We start from the raw sequence: 23,984 nt of genomic DNA, 5'->3' as shown, positions 1-23,984 counted from the left end.
GGGGGGGGGGGGGGGGGGGGGGGCGCAAAGACGCACTTCCCTCGCCAAGACGGCATTGTCCAAGAGGCTTCGCCCGAAGTATAGTAGTAGTGGTGATTCCCATGAAGGACATGCCGTTATACAAACAAATTCAACAAGCCATTAAGGCGCAAATCGCGCTCGGCAACCTTCGTCCGGGCGACCGGATTCCGTCCGAGAAGGAGCTGGCCGAGCAGTTCCACGTCAGTCTCATCACGACCAAGAATGCATTAAGCGGCTTGGCCGACGAAGGCATCGTCGTGCGAATGAAGGGCAAAGGCACCTTCGTCGCGGGCGAGGCTGCATTCGGGCTTCGCATGCCTCCGGACGGGAAAATAGCGGCTGAGGTCCTGCGACCTGCGGCGCCCGCCGGGGAGACGCCCTTAACGGGCGGAATGATCGGCATGATCATTCCGTCCATGCGCACGAAGGTCGAGCAGCGGTTGCTGGACGGGATTGAAAACGCGGTCAACGAGCGGGGCTATACGCTCGTCATCCGCGTCTCCAGAGGCAGCCCCGCGAAGGAGCGCGAATCGATCGCGCAGCTGCGCGCGCTTGGCATCGCAGGGCTTATTCTGTTCCCGATCGGGGCGGAGCAGGAGCGCCAGACCCTCGATTTCGCGCTTGCGCAGGGCTGTCCGCTTGTTCTGATCGACCGTTACTACACCGATCTGGACGTCGCCAGCGTCAGCTCGGACAATCGGGCGGGAGCCCGGACGGCCGTCGCCCATCTGGCTGGCGAAGGTTACCGCCGCCTTGCGCTGCTGACGCCGCCGAAGGAGCACAGCGTCGTCATTGACCGTCTGGCGGGCTTCGAGGAAGCGCTGGCAGAGCACGGCATCCCGGAGGAGACGGTTAGTCGGAAGATCGTGTCCTATGATTTGTTCAACGTTCCGAAGGAGAAGGCGACCGATGCGCTGGAGGCATGGATTCGCATTCACCATGCATCGTTCACGGCAATCGTGGCGATCGACGTCGAGCTGGCGCGAGCGGCCTATCGGGCGCTCGTCCGCGTATTCGGAACTGACGGCGCGGGGCGCAAGCGCATCGTGACGTTCGATGACCCGGAGATCGAAGGCATCGCCTATATACAGCAGGCGGAGTCGGCGATCGGCGAGTCGGCTGTTGCGCTGCTGACGGAGCAGATTCGGGCGGGAATGCGTTCGGAGGGAAGACATGTCGTGCCGACGCGGCTGATCATGTCTCCGTAACGAGGTCAAGAGAGTACGAGAGAGGCATACGCGCAAGGGGCTAACCTTGGCGGTCATCGGAGGATGACGCGCCAGGCTAGCCCCTTTGTCATGCGAATTGCAGTTATTTGCAGTTGTGCAATCCCGCCGGAATCGAGCTCACAGCATCTCGCAGGTTACGGTGCGACGCGGAAGTTATCGAACCGCGTGGCGTTGTTCATCGTCCGGAGGCCGACTTTGCCGTGCGTGAACGGATTCGCGCTATTGTCGGTGTACGTAATCTTCGGCGTGCTCATGTCGCCGACGAACACCTGGATCGTCGTGCCGCTGGCGACGACCTTCATATGATGCCATGCGTTCGCAGCCAGCGTGACCGGCGCGGACGCGAGCGCCTCGTAGCCGTAATTCATTTTGCCCAAGTAGACGCCGCTTGGCTTCACGAAGGCATAGTAGCCCTGTACGTAATCGGGATTGTTCGCGAGCACCGTGCCATTGGCCGGATTGTTGACCCGCACGAGCAGGCCGGCATCGCCCGTCGTATCGACCAGCTTGATATCCGATTCTACCGTATAATCCGCCCACCGTTCGTTGCCGATCGTCGTCTTGGCGAACGCGCCGCCACCCGTCGAAGCGAGCTCGCTGCCTGTCACCGACCAATTGCCCTCGAAGCGCGTCCAGCCGTTGTCATTGCCGTCGTTGAAGTCGTCCTGCAGCGCGGTCGCCGCATCGCCTCGCGAGAACGTCATGCCGCTGAAGTCGAATTCGCCCTTCACGAATTCGAAGCGCAGCTCATGGTTGCCGGCGGTTAAGTAGAGTCCCTTCTTACTTACCGTTCGCCAGCTCTCCCAGTCGCCCGTGCTCGGCACCGTCACGATGCCGGTCAGATCGGTCGTCCCGTCCCAAACTCGGAAGCTTGCATCCGTAAAGGTGGTGGCCAGCCGCGTGTCCAGATCATAATAGCCGGTCTCGGCGACATTCACCCGATACTTCAGCCACTCGCCTGTCTGATTCCAGCCGACGATGTTTTTGCCTTCGGCAGCGGAGCTGCGAATATCGACAGACCCGCTGCGATATGCGCCGCCGAGATTGTCCGCCGTCAGATCATGATACGCGGCGCCTTCGCCGCCATTCATGTAGTGGACGGCTTCGATCTTGCCAGGCAGCGGCTTGTAGGCATTCCAAGCGCTGCTGCCGTTCACTTTGTTGCTGAAGGCTGCGTAGCCGAAGTCGGCGTGGGCGTCGGTCGTCGTATAGCCGATCTTGCCGCCGCCAAGCCCGCTGACCGTCCGCGCGTGCTTCTTCATGCCGTCTACGTACACGGTGAACGCCGAGCCGGCCTTCTCGACGCGGATGCTGTGCCACTTCGTGTAGTCGTAGCCGGCCGGAAGCGCTGCGTACTGCCAGCCTTGGCTGACGCCGCCGACGACGAAATTCGTCTCAAGCCGGTTCAGATTGCGATTGAGCACCGCGGTGCCGTAATTGCTCTCGTTCGTGTAGGAGAATACGGCGCCGTAGACCGGATTGGCGCTCGTGCCCTGCTTCATCTGCTTGGTGTTGAATTCCGCCGTATAGTCGGCGGCAGAGCTGGCAGCGGTCACCTGCCGGTAGGTCGACGTATTGCCGATCGTGTCCTGCCACATGAGCTCCTGATTGTAGATCCCCCACGTGCCGCCGCCGACGTTCGTCCAGCCGGTGCCAATCGTGGTCCGGTTGAAGCGGTCCTCGAAATCCGGCAGCTCCGGATTCTGCTGCGCGGCGGTCGTCGGCCCAAGCACGAGCAGCTTGTCGCCGTTCCAGACGACGCGGTCCATGTTCATCTTGCGGCCCGGATAGACGGCATTGCCGCCGTGGGCGTGCGAATGGTACACGATGTAATCGGAGTCGAGATCCGGGCCTTGCACCATGCCGTTGTGGCCGAGTCCGACATTGGCGCCTTCCGTATCGATCAGGACCGGATTCTGGCCGGCGGCCGGAGTGAAGCCGCTCGTCGGACTTAAGCTCGTCGCGTAATTGACCCGGTAGGCCGTGCTCCAGACGTGGTTGCCGGTATAGGTCATGTAATACTTGCCATTCCGCTTGAGCACCGTCGAGCCCTCGGTCCAGCCCGACATGGACAATCCGGTCGCGGCAGACGCGCCGAACGTCGTCGGGGTCGGCATTGGGCGGGCCAGGATCGTATCGGAGCCGGTACCGTAGAAGTACCATTTGCCGTCGTCGTCGATGAATACATTGCCGTCGATGCCCATGCCTAAGTTGCCGGTCTGCACGGTGAACGGGCCGGTCGGACTGTCGCTCGCCAGCACGTAGTGGCCGCCGCCGCCCGGCGACGTGTACATATAGAACTTCCCGTTCCAGTAGACGACTTCGGGCGCATAAGCCGCTTTGGTGATCGACTCGGTCGTGCATAACCCGCGGTAGGTCCAGTCGACCAGGTTGGTCGACGACCATACCTTCACGCCCGTCTGATCGTCGACCGTACTGACGTACAGATAATAGGTGCCGTTGAACTTCAGGATGTACGGATCGCCCTCGCCGTAGAAATCATTATTAGCCCAGCGCCACGAGCTCGTGAGATTGAATGGGTTGCTGAAGGCATAGGTTTGAACGGGCAGCAGCATGAGCGCGGCCGCGCCGAGAAGCAGCGTTCGCCAAGGTTTCATTGTCGATCATCTCCTTTAAGTCGTAAGTAAGAATGGTCTTTCGGCGTATGCTATGGAGCGGGCAGCACCTCCTCTCGAGATTATGGTAGCGTTTTCAATTCGGAGTATAGCAAAGAGGGCGGAGTTCCGCTTATAACCGATTAGGTATATTTTTTTTGGAATATATGGGGGCCTAGAAGCAGGAGCCGCACTGAGGCAGAGGAAAGAATATTTCTCTTGCAAGAGATATCCAAAGGCGATGCACCGCTCCTATTTATGAACAAGGCAAGGAACACGAAACGATATCGAATAATGAGGGTATTAATCAGGTTATTCTGGGATACCGCGGTGTATTTGGATTGGAATTGACATCTGTTAGATATTAATCGGTTAACAAACTAACGTTTTGTTACAAAATATATGGACAAATGATAAGGGTAGTGATTAAATTACGGTAAGAAAACAATAAAAGGGAGGTCTATCGTTGTTAGAACTGACCATCGAAGAGCCGGACCGCCTGGTCAAGGTCGCCCATGCCTTGAGCACGCATACGCGCATCGGCATCATTAAGCTGCTGCTGACGAAGCCCAACGTCAATATTATCGAGATCGCGGAAGAGCTGAACATCCCGGTCTCGACCGCCGCCACGAACGTGAAAGTGCTGGAGGAGGCCGAGCTGATTCTGACCGAGCTGCAGCCGGCCTCAAGGGGCGCGATGAAGGTATGCAGCCGTAATTTCGACGATGTGCGCATGATCCTCAACCCGATCGCGTTCTATCAGAATACGAGCAAGCTGATTGAAGTCGAGATGCCGATCGGTCATTTCATCGACTTCGACATCCAGCCGACCTGCGGGATGGCGAGCGCGACGGGTATGCTGTTCGCAGAGGACGAGCCGGACAACTTCTACCATCCGGACAGCCGGACCGCGGAGATCATCTGGCTGCGCAAGGGCTGGATCGAATACCGGTTCCCGAAGAAGCTGCCGTCCGGCGCGCGCGTCACTTCCCTCGAATTCTCGCTGGAGCTATGCTCGGAGGCGCCGAATTACAACAACGACTGGCCATCCGAGATTACGGTGTGGATCAATGATGCCGAGGTTGGCTCTTGGATCTCGCCCGGCGACTTCGGCGATCACCGTGGTAAGCTGAACCCTTCCTGGTGGAACGACTCCAGCACGCAGCACGGCCTGCTCAAGACATGGGCGGTCGACGCCGCGCGCAGCACGGTCGACAGCGAACGCTGCTCCGCTACGAAGCTTGCGGATCTGCGCCTGGAGGAGAAGCCGTACATTACGTTCCGGATCGGACTGAAGCCTGACGCCAAGCATCATGGCGGCATGAACCTGTTCGGCCGGCAATTCGGCGATTATCCGCAAGGCATTATCATGCGCATGCAATATGAATAGCGCCGGACGGCCCGCATATAGGTCGGCCCCTAAGTTTCAGATCCCGCGGTTGCGCGAGGGTCTGAAACTTTTTTTGTTGCTCAGTAAATCATGCATCCATTCCTGTTGTGGATCAAAACGTAAAGTGCGTTCGCGCAAGCGCACGATAACGTAGGTCAGCACGATGACACAGGGTATGGAGCTTTGTCCGCCAGGACAAAAGCGTGCCCAGCTCGAAGCAACCCGCCGACCGCGAACAAACATGTCCGCACGAAGAGGGGTGTCCAGAGGGCAAAGCCCTATGGTTCCCCTCGGCGGAGGGGGAAGGGGGAGGGATCAATAATGATTCACTTTTTTTGAAAGAAAGCGTTGACAAAACGTTTAAGACACATGTATATTTTGGATACAAACAAATAAGTTGTAACAAAACAAAGAAACTAGATGCGACCGCAAGGGCAAAACAGCGGGGGAGTCGAACATCATGGCGTAGCGCTTTATGCGCCGACTTATTTGTTTCACACGGAATCATTCATCCTTAAGGGGGAAGCCAAATGGTGATTTGGAAGCAGAAATGGTCTCACATGTCGGTGGCGGCAATGCTGGTGCTCTCGCTGGGCGTAACTGGCTGCGCATCGAACAACAATAACGGCGGCGGGAATGCGAATCAGCCGGCGAATGCGGGCAGTAACGCCGAGCAAGGCAAGAACGATGGCAAGGCTGCAGAGGGCGCGAACAATGGCGGTTCGACGGCGGCTGCGGACGCGAAGTCCGAGATTGAGTTCATGGGCTGGGGCGGCGACACCGAGAAAGCGGTGTTCCAGAAGCTGATCGACGACTACATGAAGAAATATCCGAACAAGAAGGTCAAATATACGGTCGTGCCGTCGGCCGAGTATTACCAGAAGCTCGATACGCTCATCGCGGCGAAGAAGACGCCGGACGTGTTCTACGCGGGCGGCGCTCACTTCAATAAGCTCGTCAGCAGCGACCAACTGCTCAACCTGGACTCCCTGATCGAATCGGCCGGTACGGTTGATCCGAACAATGTGTGGAAATCGGCGCTCGACCGCTACCGGTTCGACGGCAAGTCTGTCGGCACAGGCAGCTTGTACGGCCTGCCGAAGGACGTCGGCCCATGGGCGATGGCGTACAACAAAGATCTGTTCGACAAAGCCGGTCTTCCTTACCCGAGCGCCAAAGCAGGCGAATATACATGGGATGACATGCTGGCTGACGCGCAGAAGCTGACGGTCAAAAATTCGCGCGGCAAGATTGACACGTTCGGCATCGGCGGATACTCGCTGGAATCGGCGGTATGGGGCAACGGCGGCGACTGGGTCGATTACAGCACGGGCACCATTACGATCGACACGCCGGAGTTCGCGGAGGCCATGCAGTTCGCGGCCGATCTGCGCAACAAATACCAAGTCAGCCCTTCGCCGGACGACGAGAAGGCGCAAGGCGGGTACGCACGCTTCGTAGCCGGCAAAATCGCGATGTTCCCGATGGGCCCATGGGATCAGCCGGGCTTCTGGAAACTGCCGTTCAAATGGGACATCGCGGCATGGCCGGCGAGCCCGAACACGGGTAAGACGGCAACATGGCTCGGCTCGCTCGGCTTCGTCGTGGGCAAGAACACCGAACATCCGGAAGATGCGTTCCAACTGGCCGCTTACCTGAGCTTGGACCGCGATTCCCAGAAGCAGAACTATGAGCTGGGCCAAGCGGTGCCGAACCTGATCGACATGGCGAAAGGCGAGTTCCTCCAGATGGACAAATCGCCTGAGAACCGTCAAGTGTTCCTCGACATTATCGAAGACTACGGCAGACCGCCGATCGAAGTCGGCTCCAAGAACCTGAAGTGGCTGGATACGTTCAATCAGGACGCCAGCCAAGTGTGGACGGGCAAGAAGACGGCTGCGGAATTCTTGAAGGAAGAGCAGCCGAAGCTTCAGAAGCTGTTCGACGAAGGCAACAAGTAAGGCCCGAATAGCGGACGGGAGGGGCGAAGAGGTCGGGCATCCGCACCTTCGCCCCTCCTGCGCGCTTGCGGCAGGGGAGGATATGTTATGAAGAAGAAAACAACCGGCTTCCGGCGCAAGGAGATGTTATGGTCCTTAGCGTTCGTGGCGCCGCCCATGCTGGGCTTCCTGATCTTCGGCCTGGCGCCGCTGCTGACCTCGTTCGGTCTCAGCTTCATGTCATGGGATATGATGTCGCCAGCCAAATTCGTCGGGGTGGATAACTTCGCCAAGATGGTGGAAGACGAGAAATTTTTCAAGGCGCTGTACAACACGTTTTATCTGCTGCTCGGCATTCCGCTGGGCATGATCGTAGCGCTCGCGCTCGCGGTAATGATGAATCGGCCGCTCAAGGGCATCTCGATCTTCAGAACGATCTATTATATTCCGGTCGTCTCCCCGATTATCGCGATCTCGCTGCTGTGGCAGTGGCTGCTCAACTACGACTACGGCATCATCAATGAATTCATCTGGCGCATCTTCGGCGTGCAGGGACCGAACTGGCTCGGCGATCCGAACTGGGTGAAGCCATCGTTCCTGATGCTCGGCCTGTGGGGCGGCGTCGGCGGCACGATGGTGCTGTATCTGGCCGGTCTGCAAGGCATATCCTCCACATACTATGAGGCTGCCGAAGTGGATGGCGCGACCAGATGGCACCAGCTGAGGCATATTACGCTGCCGCTGCTCTCCCCGATTCACTTTTTCGTCGTTGTCATGGGCGTGATCGGCACGTTCCAGGCGTTCAGCCAAATGTACATTTTGACACCGGACGGCGGACCGGAATATAGCGGGGGCACGATCGTATTCTACATTTTCCAGGAAGCGTTCAAATACTTCAACATGGGCTACGCGAGCGCGGTCGCCTGGGTGCTCGGCATACTCATCTTCATCGTGACGCTGATCCAATTCCGCTTCTCCAAGCGATGGGTATATCAGGACTAAACGTAAGCACGACCGTTAGGAGGCGTGAAGGACAATGGCGAAAGAACGCCGGCTTATCAATGCAATCATCTATGCTCTACTGCTCGTGGGCTCTGTAATCATGCTCGGACCGCTCATCTGGACGATATCGACGTCGCTGAAGACGCAGGAGCACGTGTTCGACGTGCCGCCGCAGTGGGTTCCGAATCCCTTGACCTGGTCCAACTATTCGGACGTGTGGGATAAGGCGCCGCTGCTGCACGGGTTCATGAACAGCGCGATCATCGTCGTGGTCGTGCTCTCCGTCGGCCTGTTCGTCGCGGCCATGGCGGCGTACGCGTTCTCGAAATTCGATTTTCCGTTCAAGGAAGCGATCTTCATGGCGCTGCTCGGCACGATGATGATCCCGTATTCGGTCGTCATGATCCCGCAGTATATCGGCTTCTCCGAATTGGGATGGGTCGATACGCTGCTGCCGCTCATCGTACCGGGATTATTCGGCAATATCGTCACCATCTTCTTCTTCCGGCAGTTCATGCAGGGCGCGATTCCGAACGACCTGATCGATGCGGCCAAAATCGACGGCTGCGGCTACTTCCGCACATTCACGACGGTGGCCTTGCCGATTGCGAAGCCCGCGATCGCGGCGCAAGCGGCACTCGGGTTCATGCACATCTGGAACGACTTCATGGGGCCGCTCATTTACTTGCATACGCCGGAGAAGCAGACGATTCAGGTGCTCATCGCGAGCATGCAGTCGAACTACATCTCCAATTCCAATTATCCGTCCATGATGGCGGCGTCTATCATCGCTCTGCTGCCGGTCATTATCGTCTTCTTCCTGGCGCAGCGCTACTTCATCGAATCGATGGCGATCAGCGGGATCAAAGGGTAACGCATGAAGCGGCCCGCGAAGCAATGGGCGCTGCTCGGCGCTGGTGCCGTGATCATCGCGGCGGCCGCTGGCGGCGCGCTATGGATGTCCGAAGACGACAACGAAGCAAGCGACAAGGTGGCGGTAACGATGGAGAGAACCTACGAGAACCCGATGACGCTGCCTGATGAATGGGAAGATTACGGCATCGGCGACCCGTACGTGCTGCGCCATAACGGCAAGTATTATCTCTACTGCAGCACGAAGGATTGGCGCATCGGCGTCAAGGCGTGGAGCTCGGACGATCTGGTGAATTGGACATACGCGGGGCTGGTAACCGAGGAGCCGCTGACCGAAGGCGCTTACGCCCCGGAGGTCGTTTATTGGAACGGCGCCTTCTATATGTACACCTCCCCGGCCGGCAAAGGGCACTATGTGCTGCGGTCCGACAGCCCGACCGGGCCGTTCAAGATCGAGACGGAGAACCTCGGGCAGACGATCGACGGCTCCGTGTTCATCGACGACGACGCGAGCTGGACGTTCACCCGGGCTGAATCCGGCGGGATCGTGGCTAGCCGCATGAGCGATCCATACACGATGGAAGCGGGGACGAAGCTGAACAGCTCGCTCGGCCATTGGACGGAAGGGTCGATGATCATCAAGCGGAATGGCCGCTACTTCTTGACCTACACCGGCAACCATGTGTTCAGCAAAGGCTACCGCGTCAACTATGCAGTCGGGCATGAGGCGCCGGATGGGATGTATACGATCGCGGCGAACAACCCGATCATCATCTCGACGGCGAAGGATTTCAACGGGCTCGGCCACAGCGCGACGGTGCTCGGGCCGGACATGGACTCCTATTACATCGTCTATCACAATCTGATTGGTCATTCCGCAGAAGGGCCGCCTGTGCGGATGCTGAACATGGACCGATTGACCTTCAACGGAGACAAGATGGCGGTGCTCGGGCCGACGCACGGCTCGCCAAACGAAGCGCCGGCGCTTCCGGCCTTCCACGATCCGCTCGGCGGTGAGCCTGGTGCGGACAAGTGGGAGCAAGTATCCGGAGCGGATGGCGGCACGGTATGGGTGACGAAAGATCAGACGAGTGCCCGCTTCACCGCGGAATTCAACGCCGTCATCCAGCCGTCGGAAGCCGAGGCGCAGGCAGCGGCAGGGACGTTGTTCGAGACGGTGTTCTCGCTTACGGACGAGCAGAACTTCCGCAGCATCGGCATCGACGCGGCGGCGGGAACGCTGTCGCTGCGCCAGACGCAAGATGGCCAATCGGCATCGCTGCAGGAGGCGAAGCTGCCGGACGGCACGGATTTCGCGGCACTGCACGCGGTCCGGGTCGAGTCGGACGCCGAGGGCACGCGCATCTATTGGGACGGCTTGCTGCTGGCCGAACGCAAGGAATGGCAGGCGGCAGCCGGACGGATCGGTTATCGGTATGCGGAAGTATTGAAGCCAAAGCTGCAGTATACCGCCTTCTCCAATGATGCGGGCGGCAGCAGCGACGCCAAGGCGATCAAGCCGGTGCCGGGCACGATGGAAGCGGCGCATGGCGTAACCGGCGATGGCGCGTCGGTTACGCTTTCCCCGGCCGAGACGCCTGACGGCAGCCGCGCCGCGAAGCTGGTTAAGGACGGCGAGCTGTCGTTCCCCGTCGACGTGAATCAAGACGGGACGTATGCGATCGCCGCGATGGTATCCAAGGCATCGGCCGGAGCGAAGCTCAAGGTTCAAGCAGGCGATGCGAGCGAGCGCGTCACGCTGGCGGCCGAGTCCTTCGCGGGCGAAGACGATTGGACCAAGGTGCCGCTCGCGCGGTTGACCTTGAAGAAAGGTACGCAGTGGCTCACCTTGGGAGGAATTAAGGGCGAGGCCGACATTCGCTACATCGAAGTGGCGGAGACTGCCGACGTTGTCGAAGCTGGGCCGGTGGAATTCGATCCGGAGGCGACCTTCGGCGATTGGCAGGCGAAGGATGGAAGCTACGCCTTAACGATCGACGGCAAGGATAGCAAGATGTATGGCGGCGATGCGCGCTGGGCGGACTACGAGGTCTCCTTCGAATTGTCGAAGACGGCGGAATCGCTCGGGGAAGCTTCGATTCTGCTGCGGACGACGAATGAATCGGATTTTCCCGATCAAGTCGCCGATGCGTTCATCGGCTACGAGCTGGCGTTCCGCAACGGCCGCGTCATGCTGCGCAAAATCAGTTATGAAGTGAACGAAGAGCTCGATTCCGCCCTGCTGGAGATCGGCGACGGCGAGACGGCCCGCGTCCGGGTGAAGCTGGATGGACCGAAGCTGACGGTGTATGCGGAGGGCAGCGACGAGCCGCTCCTTGCCTATACGGACGGCAGCGCGTTCCTGCACGGACGAACGGGCTTGCGCACGGGATCGGCCGGTTGGTCGTTCTCCGGGGTGACGGTCGCGCCGATCGGCAGCAACTAAGTACACATTCTGATGGTTAAATACAGCGCTCCGCACCAAGCGAGTGCGCGATCAAGGAGTAGGAGACAGCATATGACGACGAAAATGTATATCAAGGATTACCCGAGACCGCAGTTCGTACGGGACAACTGGACGAACTTGAACGGCGCATGGAACTTTGGATTCGACGACGAGAACGAGGGAGAACGGAAAGGATGGCCGTCGCAATTCGGCGGCGATCGGACGATCAACGTTCCGTTCACCTACGAGACCGAGGCGAGCGGCATCGGCGAAACGGCTCATCATCCGAATGTTTGGTACAACCGCAACGTCGATATTCCGGCGGAAGCGACGGGCAAGCGCGTGCTGCTTCATTTCCAGGCGGTCGATTATATCGCGAAGCTGTGGATCAACGGCAGCTATGTCGGCAGCCATCAAGGCGGCTACGCGGCATTCAACTTCGACATCACTCCGTACATCGCATTCGGCGAAGAGAACCAAGTGACGCTGAAGGTCGAGGACAGCCTCGACGCGACGCAGCCGCGCGGCAAGCAGCGCTGGGTACAGGACAATTTCGAATGCTTCTACGTGCAGACGACCGGCATCTGGCAGACGGTGTGGATGGAGTTCGTCGAGCCCGCCCATGTCGATGCCGTCAAAATAACGCCGGACTTCGACGCCCGTTCCGTCCGGTTCGACTATCAGGTGAACGGCGATCTGACCGCGGCGGATCTCCGGCTGGAGACGATCATCAGCCTCAAGGGCAAACAGGTGAAGAAGGCTAGTCTTACGATCGATCGTCCGTGGCTGCAGTTGAACGTCGACCTCGTCCACGAGGCGAATGGCCCATGGAAGCATTGCCACTGGTCGCCGGCCCATCCGAATTTGTACGACGTTGAGTTCGTGCTCTACCGGGGCGAGGAGCGGATCGACCATGTGTATTCGTATTTCGGCATGCGGAAGATTTCGATCGAGAAGGGCAAGGTACTGCTCAACAACGTCCCGATCTACCAGCGCCTGATTCTGGATCAGGGCTACTGGCCGGAATCACACCTGACGCCGCCGTCGGAGGAAGCGCTCATCGCGGATATCGACCATATTCTCGCCATGGGGTACAACGGCGTCCGCAAGCATATGAAAGTCGAGGATGCGCGGTTCCTGTACTGGTGCGACGTGAAAGGGCTGCTCGTCTGGTCGGAGATGGCGGCGACATTCGAATTCAACGACAATGCGGTGCAGAAGTTTACCAACGAATGGATGGAGATCGTCCGCCAGCAGTACAACCATCCGTCGATCATTACGTGGGTGCCGTTCAATGAATCGTGGGGCGTCACGAACATCCGGCATGATGTGCGGCAGCAGCAGTTCACGGAATCGGTGTATCATTTGACCAAAGCGTTCGATCCGCATCGGCCGGTCATTACCAACGACGGCTGGGAGCATACCGTATCGGACATTCTGACGCTGCATGACTACGTGGAGACGAAGGACGAATTCCTGAAGCGGTACGCGAACAAGGGCGAGATTACAGGCAACGAAAAGTCGTTCAACCATTGGAAATACGCTTACGCCGACGGCTACCGCTACGGCGGCCAGCCCATCATCGTCAGCGAGTTCGGCGGCATCGCCTTCAAGTCGGAATCCGGCTGGGGCTATGGCAGCCAAGAGTCGTCGGAGGAGGCGTTCATCAACCGCTTCCGGGGTATCCACGAGGCGATCAAGGCAACGGATTACATCGTTGGCTACTGCTATACGCAGGTTACCGATGTACAGCAAGAGGTGAACGGCCTCTTGACCGAGGACCGCAAGCCGAAGGTGCCGCTCGATATTATTCGGGCGATCAATTTGTCCTAATTGTCATATGTCAACGAACAGGCTGCCCTCGGGGCGGCCTGTTCTCGCGTTGAATGCGTGCCTGACGCGACATACGCTGCAGGGAGCTTAACAACTTGCACATCTCCCAGTGCGAGTTGCGGCGTCGCATGACATCGCATGACGGCGATGGAGTACAAGTGAACGGATGACTGGTTCATCGAAACTTCGCGTAATTGGATCTTTTTTATGGTCGGATCTTCCGCTATCGTTAGCAGGAACAAGCCTTCTAAGGAGTGAACCAGGATGACCGTCACCATTGCACAGACCGATGAGCAAATCCGCGCGACTTATCCCGTGATGAGACAGCTTCGCCCGCATTTGGCGGAGGACGCCTACGTCCCGATGATCCGGGATCTGCAGGAGCAGGGGTACCGCTTGGCCGTCATTGTCGAACAGGGGGAGGCCAAGGCTGCGGCAGGGTATCGGATCGGCGCCAATCTTGCTTGGGGCCGCTTCCTGTACGTGGATGATCTGATTACGGACGAGAACAGCCGCGCAAGCGGGTACGCCGGCGAATTGATGGATTGGCTCGACGAGGAGGCGCTTCGCGCCGGCTGCCAGTCCATCCATCTCGATTCGGGCGTGCAGCGGCATGACGCGCACCGCTTCTACTTGAAGCGGCGGATGCGGATATCCGCGCATCATTTTGACCGCGTGTACTAGGCGCATTCGCTTAATGGCTCCCGAGCTAGCCATAGCGTGAAGCCTGACAAGGAAGCCGTTATTGCTTCGAGCAACCCGAGCGGGAGTTCAAGCGTGTCCACCGAAGTCATGGAGAACATGATCGAGCTGTCAGGCGTGCACAAGCGGTATTTGCTTAAGACCGTCTTGACCGGCATCGACCTTCAGATCAAGAAAGACAGCATTGTCGGGCTCTCGGCCCGAACGGGAGTGGGAAGTGGACGCTGCCGTTCGGGCCGGCCTTATCCATCCAACGTCAGGCACGATCCGCATCGCCGGGCGAGCGCCGGACGCGAGCCGCAGGAAGCCGAAGAGCTTGCGGGCGGTTCGCTGAAGCGGGGATATCGCACGATGTGGGCCGAGCGCCAAGACCGGCCGAGCGCGCCGCCTCCATCCGTACCCTCGCTAAGCGATACGGCCGAGCTCGCCTTCAAAGGTATGGGACTTGCGTACGAACGGCTGACGGACGATCTTGTTCGTTTGTCCTTCACGGGCGAGAATGGGGCTTGGATCGTGCTTGTCCGCATGGACGAGGAGGAAGGGCTGCCGTTCGATATGAACGTGTCGATGATGGACCGGTACTTTGCTGTGATCGAGGATGGGATCGAGAACGGATTCGCTATGCGTTTAGAACGCGAAATAGCTGCCTTTGCGATTAGGACGACAACGATAAGTTGACGCTCCGATCCATGAAGCAGACTGCACTTGCAAGCAGCGCAGTCTGTCTGCAGCGCCGTTAACCTGCCGCTTTGTCTTTGCGCATCAGCAAATACACGAAATACGGTCCGCCGATCAAGGCGACGATAATGCCGGCCGCCACGCCTTCCGCGCTGCCGATGTTGCGTCCGATCGTGTCCGCCACGAGCAGCAGGAAGCCGCCGATGAGGATCGAAACCGGCATGAACAGCTGGAAGCGCGGACCGACGAGCGCCCGGGCGATATGCGGCGCCATCAGCCCGATGAACGTAATGCCGCCCGCGACGGAGACGGCGGCCGCGGCCAGCGCGACCGCGGCGAGCAGCAGCCACGTGCGTTCTCTGTTCATCGAGACGCCGACGCCGATGACGACGGGATCGCTCAGACCGAGAATGTTAAGCCGGTTCGCTTTGTACAGCGCGAACGGCACGAGCACGACCAGCCAAGGGAGCAGCGCGTACACGAACGGCCAATCCGTCCCCCAAATGTTGCCCGCCAGCCATTTCGAGATGAAGTCGACCTTCTCCCGTTCAGCGGAGGAGATGAGCACGTACATGAGACCCGAGAGGGCGAAGGCGAAGCCGATGCCGTTCAGCACGATGGCGATCGGCTGAAGGCCGTTCTTGCGGCTGTACGAGAACAGATAAATAAGCAGCGTCGTGATCATCGCGCCCAGGAAGGCAACGACCGGAATCATGTAGACGAACGAGCCGGGCTCGATCGGGAAGAACAGGAAGAACACGGCTACGCCCACGCCGGCCCCGGCGTTGATGCCGATGACGCCGGGATCCGCCAGCTCGTTGCGCGTCACCCCTTGCAGGAGCGAGCCGGAGAGCGCGAGCGCCATGCCGGCGAGCAGCGTAATGACGATGCGCGGCATGCGGATGGAGCGAAGGACGAACTCTTCCTTGAACGTGCCGTACCCGAACAGCGTCGGGAGGATCCGGTCATACGAGACCTTCGCGGCGCCAAGCCCCATGCTGATCACGATCGTCGCGAGGATGAGCGCGGCCAGGATGACGAGAATCAAGCGTTGTTTTGCGACTACGGTCGGTCTCATGCGAACGCTTTCCCTCCTTTACGGGCGACGTACAGGAAGAAGGGCAGGCCGATAATCGCCACGATCGCGACGACCGGCGTCTCATACGGCGCGTTCAGCGTGCGGCCGACCGTATCGGCGAGCAGCATGAACGTCGCGCCGATGACCGCGGCGAGCGGCAGGATATAACGGTAGTCCGTTCCGGCAAACGCCCGCACGAGATGCGGAATCATTAGACCGACGAAGACAAGATTGCCGACAAGGGCGACCGCCGCGCCGGAGAGCAGGATGATGACGAGGAAGAGCACCATTTTGATTTTGGCAATATTCTGGCCTAGACCGAGCGCGACCTCTTCGTTCAAGCTGAGAATCGTCAGCTGCCGCGATAGGATGATCGCGACGAGGATGCCGATGGCGACGATCGGCACGATGATTTGCAGTTGGCTCCAGGACGTGCCGACCATGCCGCCTGCGGTCCACGAGGAGACGAACTTGGAAATCTTATAATGAATGCCGATCCATTGCGAGAGCGCTAATAAGAAAGCGGACACCGCCGAGCCGGCCAGCACGAGCCGCACCGGCGAGAAGCCGCCTTTCTTGAGCGCGCCGATGCCGAAGACGAGCCCGGCGCCGACGGCCGAGCCGACGAAACAGGCGATCATCGTGGAGAACATGCCGCCCGCGCCGAAGGCGATCGTTACCGCCAGCGCCGCGTTAGCGCCGGACGTCAGTCCGAGCAGGCCGGGATCCGCCAGCGGATTGCGGGTAATGCCCTGCATAATCGCGCCGGCTACGGCCAGCGCCGCGCCGACGACGATCGCGGCGATCTCCCGCGGCAGCCGCATCTCCCGGATGATGTTAATCGACTGACTGCTCTCGCTCGAGGTAAGCGCCGCCCATACGTCCCGGACCGCGATGTCGGCCGCGCCGAAGGCCATGGCGACGACGAACATGGCCGCGAGCAGAAGGAGCGAGCCGATGAATTTGAATGTGAACGTTATCGAACGCGGATTAATCTTCGCCATTTATCACTCATCTTTTCCTTCATAGAATAGGGAAAAAGGAATTCCTAAAGTAGCTTTAAGAATTCCTCCCGTAAAGGGTATTAGTTGCCGAGGAAAGATTTTTTGAAGAACTCGAACTGCTTCTCCAGCGTGACAGGGTCGCTGAACGAAGCGCCTTCGCCTTGCATTTCGAAGACGTGGTTGTTCTTCACGGCCGGGATGTTCTTGTACGTCTCGGTTTGTTGGAAGGAAGCGTCTGCATCGGAGTATTTGCTCAGCACGACGTAGTCGCCCATGTAATCGGGAAGCACTTCCGAAGAGAGCGTGTAGTAGCCGGCTTCCAGCGCGTCGGCTTTGACTTTCTCCGGCATCTTCAGCTTCATGCCTTGGTACAGGATCTCGGTGCCGCGCGCCCAGTTCGCGCCGTAGACGTACAGATCCTTGCCCCATGCTTCAATGACGGATACGGTAGCGTCTTCGCCGATCTTCGCGCGGATCTCGTTGCCGGCTTGCTCGACGCGGGATTTGAAATCGTCGACCCATGCTTGCGCTTCTTGTTCTTTGTTCAGCAGCTTGCCGATTTCGACGTGCTGCGCCAGGTAGTCGAGTTTGCCCCATGTGTACGTTACGACCGGCGCGATTTCCTTCAGCTTGTCGATGTTCTTGATATTGGAGAGGCCGATGATCAGATCCGGATTCAACTCGATGATCTTCTCGAGATTCTCATCCGATACTTCCGTGACGTCCTTCATCTCTTCCGCGAACGTCGGGTTGGTCTTGGACCATACGTCCGCGCCCACGACGTTGACGCCGAGTTTGATCACGTTGCCCGTGAAGCCGGACAGCATGACGACGCGCTGCGGGTTAGCCGGTACTTCAACCGGTCCCGTCTCGGATTGGTATGTAAACGTGTCGGAGCTCGTTGCGCTTGCTCCCTCGTTGCTTCCGGTTGCATTGCCTTCTGGAGCGTTGCCCTCGGTCGCAGCGTTATTGCCGGCTGCCGAATTGGCGTTGTTCGCGGTGTTGTCCTTGCTGCCGCATGCACTCAGAACGAGCACAAGGATCAGGACGAATGGTACGAGTAACTTCTTCATTGCGGATGTCCCCTTTATTGTTTATAGGTTGTTTCCTTGCTCACAGGGTTTCGATGATAATGATTATCATTTCCAACGAAAACAAATATATCGCGATTCCTATGCGGTGTCAACGGGTATTGTCGGTTTTTCGGACAATTCAAGCCATTAGTTTGTCCATTTTTCGGAAAAACGATCATTAAAGGAAATGAAAGGGTTTACGACAATTGTTGACATTATTCTACCTATCTACGAGAATGTGGAAGGCGGCTGCTTAAAGCAGCTTCTTTGGCATGAGTGAATCATAATAGTAGATAACGGGGGAATTCGAATGGTAAGCAACCAGGACAAATGGCAAGAGACGGCGGAGGCGTCGTACGATAGACCGATGGGGGTGACGCTGCTCGCGATTCTGCTGCTGGTCAGCGGAGGGGCAATGGCGATTACGCAGGTCATGAACTTTAATGCGCTGAACGAGGCATCCGACGTGCTCGGCGTGTCGAGCACGTTCCTCCAGATCTCGGTCGCCTTCATCGGCGGGCTAGGCATTGCGGCTGCGGCAGGCATGTGGTTTGGCCTCAGATGGGGATGGTGGCTCGCCTTATTCTATTTCGCTTATGCGATTTGCCGCAACGTCAACGTCATGATTACCATCTTCTCGCTTGCGGATGAGTTGGGTTCCACAATGACGTATTATATTAAATACGGCATCCGGGTAGCGTGGAATGCATTCTTGATCGCATACTTGTGCCGGGAAACCGCTTCTTGGTACTTCAAAACGAACGACACGAAAAAGTGGAAGCCGCTTGCCGCCGCTTTCGGTGCCGCGATCGCACTGTTTGTCGTGGGAAGTCTGACCCAATAGGCGACAAGGCAGGGGGACTGGAGAGAAGCATGGCGTGAACATGAACAAACCGCAGGAAATTCTTGAACGCATCGAAAAGCTGGAGCTGGAACTGACGAAGCTAAACGCGGCCCGCTCGCTGAGGGCCGTGCCAAGGCGTCTTGAAGTGCGGCATGCGGGTAGCCGACTTCGCGAATTATATGCTCCGTATTAATGGCAGCGCGGCTTCCATGGGTTCGATGTTCATTCACGGACAGTCCGGATATTTGGCGAACGACTTTACATTCGAAGCTTTCCGGGGGAGAGGCTGCCAGACATCGCTCATTAGCCGCCGGTTGTCGGATGCGCGGATGCTTGGTCTGGACTTCGTGGCGACGGACGTAGAGTTCGGAACCGTTAGCCACGGCAATATGCTAAAGGCAGGCTTCAAGACGGCATACTTGAACACGTTCTGGATGAAGTGCTAGTCAAACTTATGAATGGAAGCGCGCCTCTTGTGGGACGGGCTTCCATTTTTCTCATTGACGATAATACGATCTCGTAGTAAATTGAATCCATAACAACTACGAATTCGTACTAAAAATGTGTGTTCAAAAAGTCGTCGATGCAGCACCGAGAGCGTGGCGGGAAGGCGAAGAAGGAGGAGCGGCGTTTAGGCGAGCCTAAAAGAGCGCCGGACTTTAAGCTTGAAACGCCGGATTCGGGGCCGAACTACATATTGATCTGCTTCGTGAGCAATAGGCGACTTTTTGAACAACTTCTCAAAGGAGTTTCCGGCATGCACCAGCTATACGATCTCTTCCTCCGAACCGGACTGCGCCCGTTCGCCTTTCTCGATTCTCATCCGTTGGAACAAAAGGTGACGCGCTCGGACTTGTCCACGCTGCTCATTCTGCTGTTCCGCGGCGACTCGACGATGTCGGAGCTGGCGTCCGAGATGGGCGCGCCGCTCAGCTCCATGACAAGCATCGCCAAGCGTCTGGAGCGCAAGGGTTACATCGCCCGCGCGACGTCCGCGCAGGATCAGCGCGTGAAGCTAGTCGCTCTTACGCAGGAAGGACGCGCGATCGCCAAGGAGTCGGAGCAGATGATGATGGCGGTGCTGGGCAAGCTTGCGAAGGCGTTCACGCCCGAGGAGATGGAGCAGTTCACCGTGCTGCTGCTGAAGGCGGCGAAGGTGCTGCAGCAGGAAGGACCGGCGCGGTCGGCGGAGACGCGCGCGGCGGCGGTCAAGATTCGAATCGAAGAGTAACCGGGTCGAACCGGTTTCTTTTTTGAGTAATTACTACGAAATCGTACTAAAGGGAGCGGTTGGCATGCGGATCATCATCTATACGGGTAAAGGTGGCGTCGGCAAGACTAGTATTGCAGCGGCAACGGCAGTGAAGCTGGCGAAGGATGGACAGCGAACACTGATATTGAGCACGGATGCGGCGCACAGCTTGGCGGATTCCCTCGCGATGCCGATCGGGCCGGACCCGGCCCGGCTAGGACCTAATCTCTGGGGCCAAGAGGTCAGCAGTCTGCGCGAGACGGAGAACAACTGGGGCGCGGTGCAAGGATGGCTGACCGCGATGCTCGACAAAGCGCAGCTGCGCGACGTGACGACGGAGGAGATGCTCGTCTTCCCGGGTCTGGAGGAGCTGTTCAGTCTGCTCCAAATCAAGAAACATGCGCAGAGCGGCCAATTCGACGCGCTCGTGGTGGACTGCGCGCCGACGGGGGAGACGCTGCGGCTGCTCAGCTATCCGAATGTGCTGAACTGGTGGCTGGATAAAATTTTCCCGCACGAGCGGCGGCTCATCAAGCTTGTCCGCCCGGTATCGAAACTCGTAGGCGGCGTCGAGCTGCCGTCGGACGATGTGCTCGATACGATCGAGCGGTTCGCGCGAGGACTCGAGGACATGCAGCGGATCATCCTCGACCCTGTGATCACGTCGGTGCGCATCGTCATCAATCCGGAGAAGATGGTGCTGGCGGAGGCGAAGCGCTCGTTCACGTATTTGAATTTGTTCGGCTTCCACACCGACGCGGTCATCGTGAACCGGGTGCTGCCGGATGAAGCGGGCGAAGGGTTCTTCGCGCATTGGCGCGCCCTGCAGAAGCAGTACGAAGCGGAGATACGCGAGAACTTCGAGCCGCTGCCCATCCTGAAGGCGCCGCTCCTGCAGCGGGAGGCGATCGGAACCGAGGTGCTCGGGGAGCTGGCGGAGCTCGTCTTCGGTGAGCTGGATCCATCGGCGATGCTGTTCGCGGGCCGGACCGAGGAGATCCGGGAGGAAGATGGCGAGATGCTGCTTACGCTGAGCATCCCGTTCGTCAGCAAGCAGGAGCTCGATCTGACGCAGAACGGCGACGAGCTGACGGTGAACGCCGGCGCGTACAAACGGAAGGTGGTGCTCCCAAGGCCGCTCATGGGGCGCGCCGTGCTTGGGGCCCGTTATGCGGAGGACCGGCTCGTCATCCGGTTCGGACGGCGAGATTCGGCGGGAAGGAGCTGATCGGCCATGCGAAGAAGAAAAGCGCGACTCGTCCGGCTGGCCGGTAGGGCGTCCCTCGCGGCGGAGCTGTTCGAGCGGATGGAGGAACGCGGCGCGTTCCGGCATGCGCGGTCGGCCGCCAAGGAGTGGCTGCTCGCATCCCGCACGGTGCTGGATAGTTTGATCGACGTCTTGGAGGAGCGGCAGACGGAGCCGGAGCCGGATGCGGCACCGGAAGGCCGCGGGCCATTCAGGCAGGACACCTCTGGCAAGGCTTACGTGAACAAGCCGAAAGGCGCGCGCAAGATCGAGATCGCAGAAGAGCAACCGGAGAAAGGGAGCGAGAGAGGATGACGAACCAAATGAGCGCAATCAAGCGCCAGATCGGGTTATGTATCGTGTTGACGGGTCTGCTGCATTCGATTGTCGGCTTGGTCCTATTCGCGGAGGATTTGATCCCGATCGTAACAGACGGCTTATGGGATACGGTGGTCGGGGAAACGCGTCTCCTAAATCGCGAGAACGCCTTCTGGTTCATGATGTTCGGCTTTGTCCTCATGCTGCTCGGTTATGCGGTGGATTGGATGCTGAAGAAACTCGGGGCCGCTCCTCCCGCGGCGCTTGGGTGGCTGCTGCTGGCGACATGCCTCCTCGGCGCGGTCATCATGCCGGTATCAGGATTTTGGCTGGGACTGCCGCAGGCCTGGATTCTGGCAAGGAGATAAGCGCGCGAATGGCATGGCAGGCAAGGAAGGAAGGCTGTTTCCGTCATCTTCGGATGACGCGGAAACAGCCTTTCGTCGTTATGGCAAGAAGCTTGCGGCAAGCGCTTGGGACGGAAACCAAATTTGCCGAAAATCTACCCAGCCGTATGAATTGATCTGCACGCCCCGCACCGCTTGATGGTACTGCGTATTGTTCTTCTTGTGCACGAGGAACAGCACGGATGCGTTATCTTGGAGGAGCGATTCCAGCTTGCCCAGATGCCGTGCCCTGGCGTGGGGATCCGGCTCGGCGCATACCGCCCGCACGCCATCGCGCACGTGCGGCAGCATCGTCTCGTCAATGGCAGACGCGAAGTAATTATGCTGCATATAGGCGCCCAGTTCCGTAATCTCCGGATGAATCGGCACGTAACCGAACAGGCGGCAATCGAAGCTTGCATCCGATGCCTCGTGATCCGCCAGCCTTGGCACTTCATTCGTAATCGTCAGCTCGACCCGTATGCCATGCTCGCGGCAGCGCGCGATAATCCAGCGGGCTTCCGCTTCATGGTAGGCATTGGAGGATAACCGAAGCGTCTCGCCGGTATACCCGCTTTCGTGAAGCAGGCGTCGGATCGTCCCTGCCTCCTCTGCTGGTCGCCGATCCGTCGCCGCCATTCGTTCCGCCATCACGGCAGGCTGGAATCCTTCTGCCGGCATAATAAGGCTATCGCCCAGCTCGGCGATCATCCGCTCCCGATCGAGCAGGCGGTTCATCGCGCGCCGGAACGATCGGTGCCGCTGGGGCCCGTCCTTGCGGAGGTTGAACGCGAGTACGCTGCAGCAGATGCATCTGGCCTCCAGATCGTGCCAATCTTGGGAAGCATCGATACCCGCGGTCGAAGGCTGCTGTAGCGAGCGGCCGTCCGAGGGAAGGACGGCGTTCCAATCCGGCTGCCGGATTCGGCCTTCCTCGATGCCGGGCAGGATATACACTTCGACGCGGTCGAGCAGCGGGCTTCCGCGAAAATGGCGCGGAAACGACTCTAGCGCGCATATGCCTTCGTCAAGCTGCGCGATGCGGAACGGCCCGGTGCCGACCGGCTGGCGGGCGAACGCGTCGCCCGAGGCGCGCGCGAGCTCTTCGGGGACGATGCTCATCGCCACCGTGCTCAGGAAGCGAGGCAGCAAGACGTTCGGACGCGCCAGCGTCAGCCGCACGGTGCGCGAATCGACCGCGTCGATCGCGTCTACATCCTGGAGCATCCAAGCTGCCGCGTATCGTTCTGCGTTCAGCCGGATCCGGTTCAGCGAGAATGCGGCGTCCGCAGCGGTCAGCTCACGGCCGTGATGAAATAGAATATGCTTGCCCAAATGGAAAGTCCATGCCGACGCATCCGGGCTGCAGCTCCACGCATGGGCAAGACAAGGCTTGATTTCGCGGGTATCTGGATCATATTCGACCAAGGTATTGAACACCTGGCTTATGATGTGCGAGTCGAACGCGTAGTAGGCAAGCGCCGGATCGAGCGTCTCCAGCGCCCGGTGGACCGGGAAGCGCAGCGTATCCTTGGCATCGTCCGCGACGTGCCGGCGGGAGAAGCCCATCTCGCCGGACAGCCAGTCCATGAGCCGCTCCTGAACGGCAGGCGTGCCGAAGCGGTTCATCCAGTCCATCGCTTCCTTGATCTGACCTTGCTCCATTTTGCGCATGATCGCCGTGGCGAGCAGTTCGTTCTCGTCCGTCGTGAACGCCAGCTGCGACGTATGTCCGCGTCCTCTGCCGGCGCGCCATTCGATCCAGCCTTGCTCGGTCAAGTCGCGGACGATTTTTTTGACATAGCGCGGCGTGCAGTACCACACTTCGGCCAGCTTCTCGACGGTAACGGGGAATGGTATGCGGTCGGGCTGCTCCCGGTAATGGGCCCGAAGCTCGAAGAAGTGCTGCGCGTTATGCATGGGTGAGAATCCTCTCTTCGTCAAAAGGTGAACGGTTCTATGCAAATGATACACTTTTTGCGGTTCTGCGGATACGCCATACTGAAGACCACGGGCGCTTTTCGCGCAGTAGAATATGGAGCAAAGGATGAGGA

The 23,984-nt window shown here is 58.9% G+C and carries 20 protein-coding genes; 15 read left to right on the top strand and 5 right to left on the bottom strand.

Annotation, left to right across the window (positions count from 1 at the left end):
- The first annotated feature begins 101 nt into the window (after positions 1-101).
- On the top strand, positions 102-1,229 hold the full coding sequence (locus tag ACFFSY_RS09645; protein WP_377493213.1) for a GntR family transcriptional regulator: 1,128 nt from the start codon (positions 102-104) through the stop codon (positions 1,227-1,229).
- 155 nt (positions 1,230-1,384) lie between these two features.
- On the opposite strand, the gene ACFFSY_RS09640 is transcribed toward ACFFSY_RS09645, so the two are convergent.
- Positions 1,385-3,868: a family 43 glycosylhydrolase gene (locus ACFFSY_RS09640; RefSeq protein WP_377493211.1), complete on the bottom strand. Its 2,484-nt coding sequence runs from the start codon at positions 3,866-3,868 to the stop codon at positions 1,385-1,387.
- A 463-nt stretch (positions 3,869-4,331) separates the two neighbouring features.
- Here ACFFSY_RS09640 and ACFFSY_RS09635 point away from each other — a divergent pair, with 463 nt between their 5' ends.
- From ACFFSY_RS09635 to ACFFSY_RS09600, 8 genes are all read left to right on the top strand, one after another.
- The gene (locus ACFFSY_RS09635) at positions 4,332-5,255 is read left to right on the top strand and encodes an ArsR/SmtB family transcription factor (RefSeq protein WP_377493209.1); all 924 of its coding nucleotides are present in this window, start codon (positions 4,332-4,334) and stop codon (positions 5,253-5,255) included.
- Positions 5,256-5,785: 530 nt separating this feature from the next.
- Positions 5,786-7,216, top strand: a complete 1,431-nt coding sequence (locus ACFFSY_RS09630) for an ABC transporter substrate-binding protein (RefSeq protein WP_377493207.1) — start codon at positions 5,786-5,788, stop codon at positions 7,214-7,216.
- An 87-nt stretch (positions 7,217-7,303) separates the two neighbouring features.
- Positions 7,304-8,197, top strand: coding sequence for a carbohydrate ABC transporter permease (locus tag ACFFSY_RS09625; protein WP_377493205.1), 894 nt, complete (start codon positions 7,304-7,306; stop codon positions 8,195-8,197).
- 34 nt (positions 8,198-8,231) lie between these two features.
- Entirely contained in the window at positions 8,232-9,071 is an 840-nt protein-coding gene (locus ACFFSY_RS09620; protein ID WP_377493203.1) for a carbohydrate ABC transporter permease, read from the top strand.
- Between the two features lie 3 nt (positions 9,072-9,074).
- Positions 9,075-11,516, top strand: a complete 2,442-nt coding sequence (locus tag ACFFSY_RS09615) for a family 43 glycosylhydrolase (protein ID WP_377493201.1) — start codon at positions 9,075-9,077, stop codon at positions 11,514-11,516.
- A gap of 72 nt (positions 11,517-11,588) precedes the next feature.
- The gene (locus ACFFSY_RS09610) at positions 11,589-13,349 is read left to right on the top strand and encodes a glycoside hydrolase family 2 protein (RefSeq protein WP_377493199.1); all 1,761 of its coding nucleotides are present in this window, start codon (positions 11,589-11,591) and stop codon (positions 13,347-13,349) included.
- Positions 13,350-13,613: 264 nt separating this feature from the next.
- The gene (locus tag ACFFSY_RS09605; RefSeq protein WP_377493197.1) at positions 13,614-14,033 is read left to right on the top strand and encodes a GNAT family N-acetyltransferase; all 420 of its coding nucleotides are present in this window, start codon (positions 13,614-13,616) and stop codon (positions 14,031-14,033) included.
- 93 nt (positions 14,034-14,126) lie between these two features.
- Entirely contained in the window at positions 14,127-14,729 is a 603-nt protein-coding gene (locus ACFFSY_RS09600; RefSeq protein WP_377493195.1) for a hypothetical protein, read from the top strand.
- A 58-nt stretch (positions 14,730-14,787) separates the two neighbouring features.
- Here the strand turns inward: ACFFSY_RS09600 and ACFFSY_RS09595 are convergent, their stop codons facing one another.
- The 3 genes from ACFFSY_RS09595 to ACFFSY_RS09585 form a co-directional block, all read right to left on the bottom strand.
- Positions 14,788-15,807: a FecCD family ABC transporter permease gene (locus ACFFSY_RS09595; RefSeq protein WP_377493193.1), complete on the bottom strand. Its 1,020-nt coding sequence runs from the start codon at positions 15,805-15,807 to the stop codon at positions 14,788-14,790.
- Positions 15,804-16,811 carry a FecCD family ABC transporter permease gene (locus ACFFSY_RS09590; RefSeq protein WP_377493191.1) on the bottom strand — a complete coding sequence of 336 codons (1,008 nt, stop codon included), beginning with the start codon at positions 16,809-16,811 and terminating at the stop codon, positions 15,804-15,806. Before ACFFSY_RS09590 ends, ACFFSY_RS09595 begins: the two co-directional genes overlap by 4 nt.
- 80 nt (positions 16,812-16,891) lie before the next feature.
- The gene (locus ACFFSY_RS09585) at positions 16,892-17,884 is read right to left on the bottom strand and encodes an iron-hydroxamate ABC transporter substrate-binding protein (protein WP_377493189.1); all 993 of its coding nucleotides are present in this window, start codon (positions 17,882-17,884) and stop codon (positions 16,892-16,894) included.
- A gap of 310 nt (positions 17,885-18,194) precedes the next feature.
- On the opposite strand from ACFFSY_RS09585, the gene ACFFSY_RS09580 reads away from it, so the two are divergent.
- The 6 genes from ACFFSY_RS09580 (at position 18,195) to ACFFSY_RS09555 (ending at position 21,912) form a co-directional block, all read left to right on the top strand.
- A complete protein-coding gene (locus tag ACFFSY_RS09580) occupies positions 18,195-18,728 on the top strand; it encodes a hypothetical protein (protein WP_377493187.1) in 534 nt (177 codons plus the stop codon).
- A 152-nt stretch (positions 18,729-18,880) separates the two neighbouring features.
- A complete protein-coding gene (locus ACFFSY_RS09575; RefSeq protein ID WP_377493185.1) occupies positions 18,881-19,174 on the top strand; it encodes a hypothetical protein in 294 nt (97 codons plus the stop codon).
- Between the two features lie 311 nt (positions 19,175-19,485).
- Complete coding sequence (locus ACFFSY_RS09570) at positions 19,486-19,959, top strand: MarR family winged helix-turn-helix transcriptional regulator (protein WP_377493183.1); 474 nt, start codon at positions 19,486-19,488, stop codon at positions 19,957-19,959.
- Between the two features lie 64 nt (positions 19,960-20,023).
- A complete protein-coding gene (locus ACFFSY_RS09565; protein ID WP_377493181.1) occupies positions 20,024-21,208 on the top strand; it encodes an ArsA family ATPase in 1,185 nt (394 codons plus the stop codon).
- Positions 21,209-21,214: 6 nt separating this feature from the next.
- On the top strand, positions 21,215-21,541 hold the full coding sequence (locus tag ACFFSY_RS09560) for a hypothetical protein (RefSeq protein ID WP_377493179.1): 327 nt from the start codon (positions 21,215-21,217) through the stop codon (positions 21,539-21,541).
- Positions 21,538-21,912, top strand: coding sequence for a DUF6463 family protein (locus ACFFSY_RS09555; protein WP_377493177.1), 375 nt, complete (start codon positions 21,538-21,540; stop codon positions 21,910-21,912). Before ACFFSY_RS09560 ends, ACFFSY_RS09555 begins: the two co-directional genes overlap by 4 nt.
- 78 nt (positions 21,913-21,990) lie before the next feature.
- Here the strand turns inward: ACFFSY_RS09555 and ACFFSY_RS09550 are convergent, their stop codons facing one another.
- A complete protein-coding gene (locus ACFFSY_RS09550; RefSeq protein ID WP_377493175.1) occupies positions 21,991-23,850 on the bottom strand; it encodes an ABC transporter substrate-binding protein in 1,860 nt (619 codons plus the stop codon).
- Positions 23,851-23,984: the final 134 nt, after the last annotated feature.

The sequence above is a fragment of the Paenibacillus aurantiacus genome, from assembly GCF_042431225.1.
Taxonomy (GTDB): Bacteria; Bacillota; Bacilli; order Paenibacillales; family Paenibacillaceae; genus Paenibacillus_Z; species Paenibacillus_Z aurantiacus.
This window is presented reverse-complemented; position numbering and strand designations above follow the sequence as displayed.

Coding starts and splice junctions, on each gene's coding strand:
- ACFFSY_RS09625 (WP_377493205.1), top strand. CDS start 7,304: ATGAAGAAGAAAACAACCGGCTTCCGGCGCAAGGAGATGTTATGGTCC.
- ACFFSY_RS09560 (WP_377493179.1), top strand. CDS start 21,215: ATGCGAAGAAGAAAAGCGCGACTCGTCCGGCTGGCCGGTAGGGCGTCC.
- ACFFSY_RS09630 (WP_377493207.1), top strand. CDS start 5,786: ATGGTGATTTGGAAGCAGAAATGGTCTCACATGTCGGTGGCGGCAATG.
- ACFFSY_RS09645 (WP_377493213.1), top strand. CDS start 102: ATGAAGGACATGCCGTTATACAAACAAATTCAACAAGCCATTAAGGCG.
- ACFFSY_RS09550 (WP_377493175.1), bottom strand. CDS start 23,850: ATGCATAACGCGCAGCACTTCTTCGAGCTTCGGGCCCATTACCGGGAG.
- ACFFSY_RS09615 (WP_377493201.1), top strand. CDS start 9,075: ATGAAGCGGCCCGCGAAGCAATGGGCGCTGCTCGGCGCTGGTGCCGTG.
- ACFFSY_RS09595 (WP_377493193.1), bottom strand. CDS start 15,807: ATGAGACCGACCGTAGTCGCAAAACAACGCTTGATTCTCGTCATCCTG.
- ACFFSY_RS09555 (WP_377493177.1), top strand. CDS start 21,538: ATGACGAACCAAATGAGCGCAATCAAGCGCCAGATCGGGTTATGTATC.
- ACFFSY_RS09620 (WP_377493203.1), top strand. CDS start 8,232: ATGGCGAAAGAACGCCGGCTTATCAATGCAATCATCTATGCTCTACTG.
- ACFFSY_RS09570 (WP_377493183.1), top strand. CDS start 19,486: ATGCACCAGCTATACGATCTCTTCCTCCGAACCGGACTGCGCCCGTTC.
- ACFFSY_RS09610 (WP_377493199.1), top strand. CDS start 11,589: ATGACGACGAAAATGTATATCAAGGATTACCCGAGACCGCAGTTCGTA.
- ACFFSY_RS09580 (WP_377493187.1), top strand. CDS start 18,195: ATGGTAAGCAACCAGGACAAATGGCAAGAGACGGCGGAGGCGTCGTAC.
- ACFFSY_RS09605 (WP_377493197.1), top strand. CDS start 13,614: ATGACCGTCACCATTGCACAGACCGATGAGCAAATCCGCGCGACTTAT.
- ACFFSY_RS09575 (WP_377493185.1), top strand. CDS start 18,881: ATGCGGGTAGCCGACTTCGCGAATTATATGCTCCGTATTAATGGCAGC.
- ACFFSY_RS09590 (WP_377493191.1), bottom strand. CDS start 16,811: ATGGCGAAGATTAATCCGCGTTCGATAACGTTCACATTCAAATTCATC.
- ACFFSY_RS09640 (WP_377493211.1), bottom strand. CDS start 3,868: ATGAAACCTTGGCGAACGCTGCTTCTCGGCGCGGCCGCGCTCATGCTG.
- ACFFSY_RS09565 (WP_377493181.1), top strand. CDS start 20,024: ATGCGGATCATCATCTATACGGGTAAAGGTGGCGTCGGCAAGACTAGT.
- ACFFSY_RS09585 (WP_377493189.1), bottom strand. CDS start 17,884: ATGAAGAAGTTACTCGTACCATTCGTCCTGATCCTTGTGCTCGTTCTG.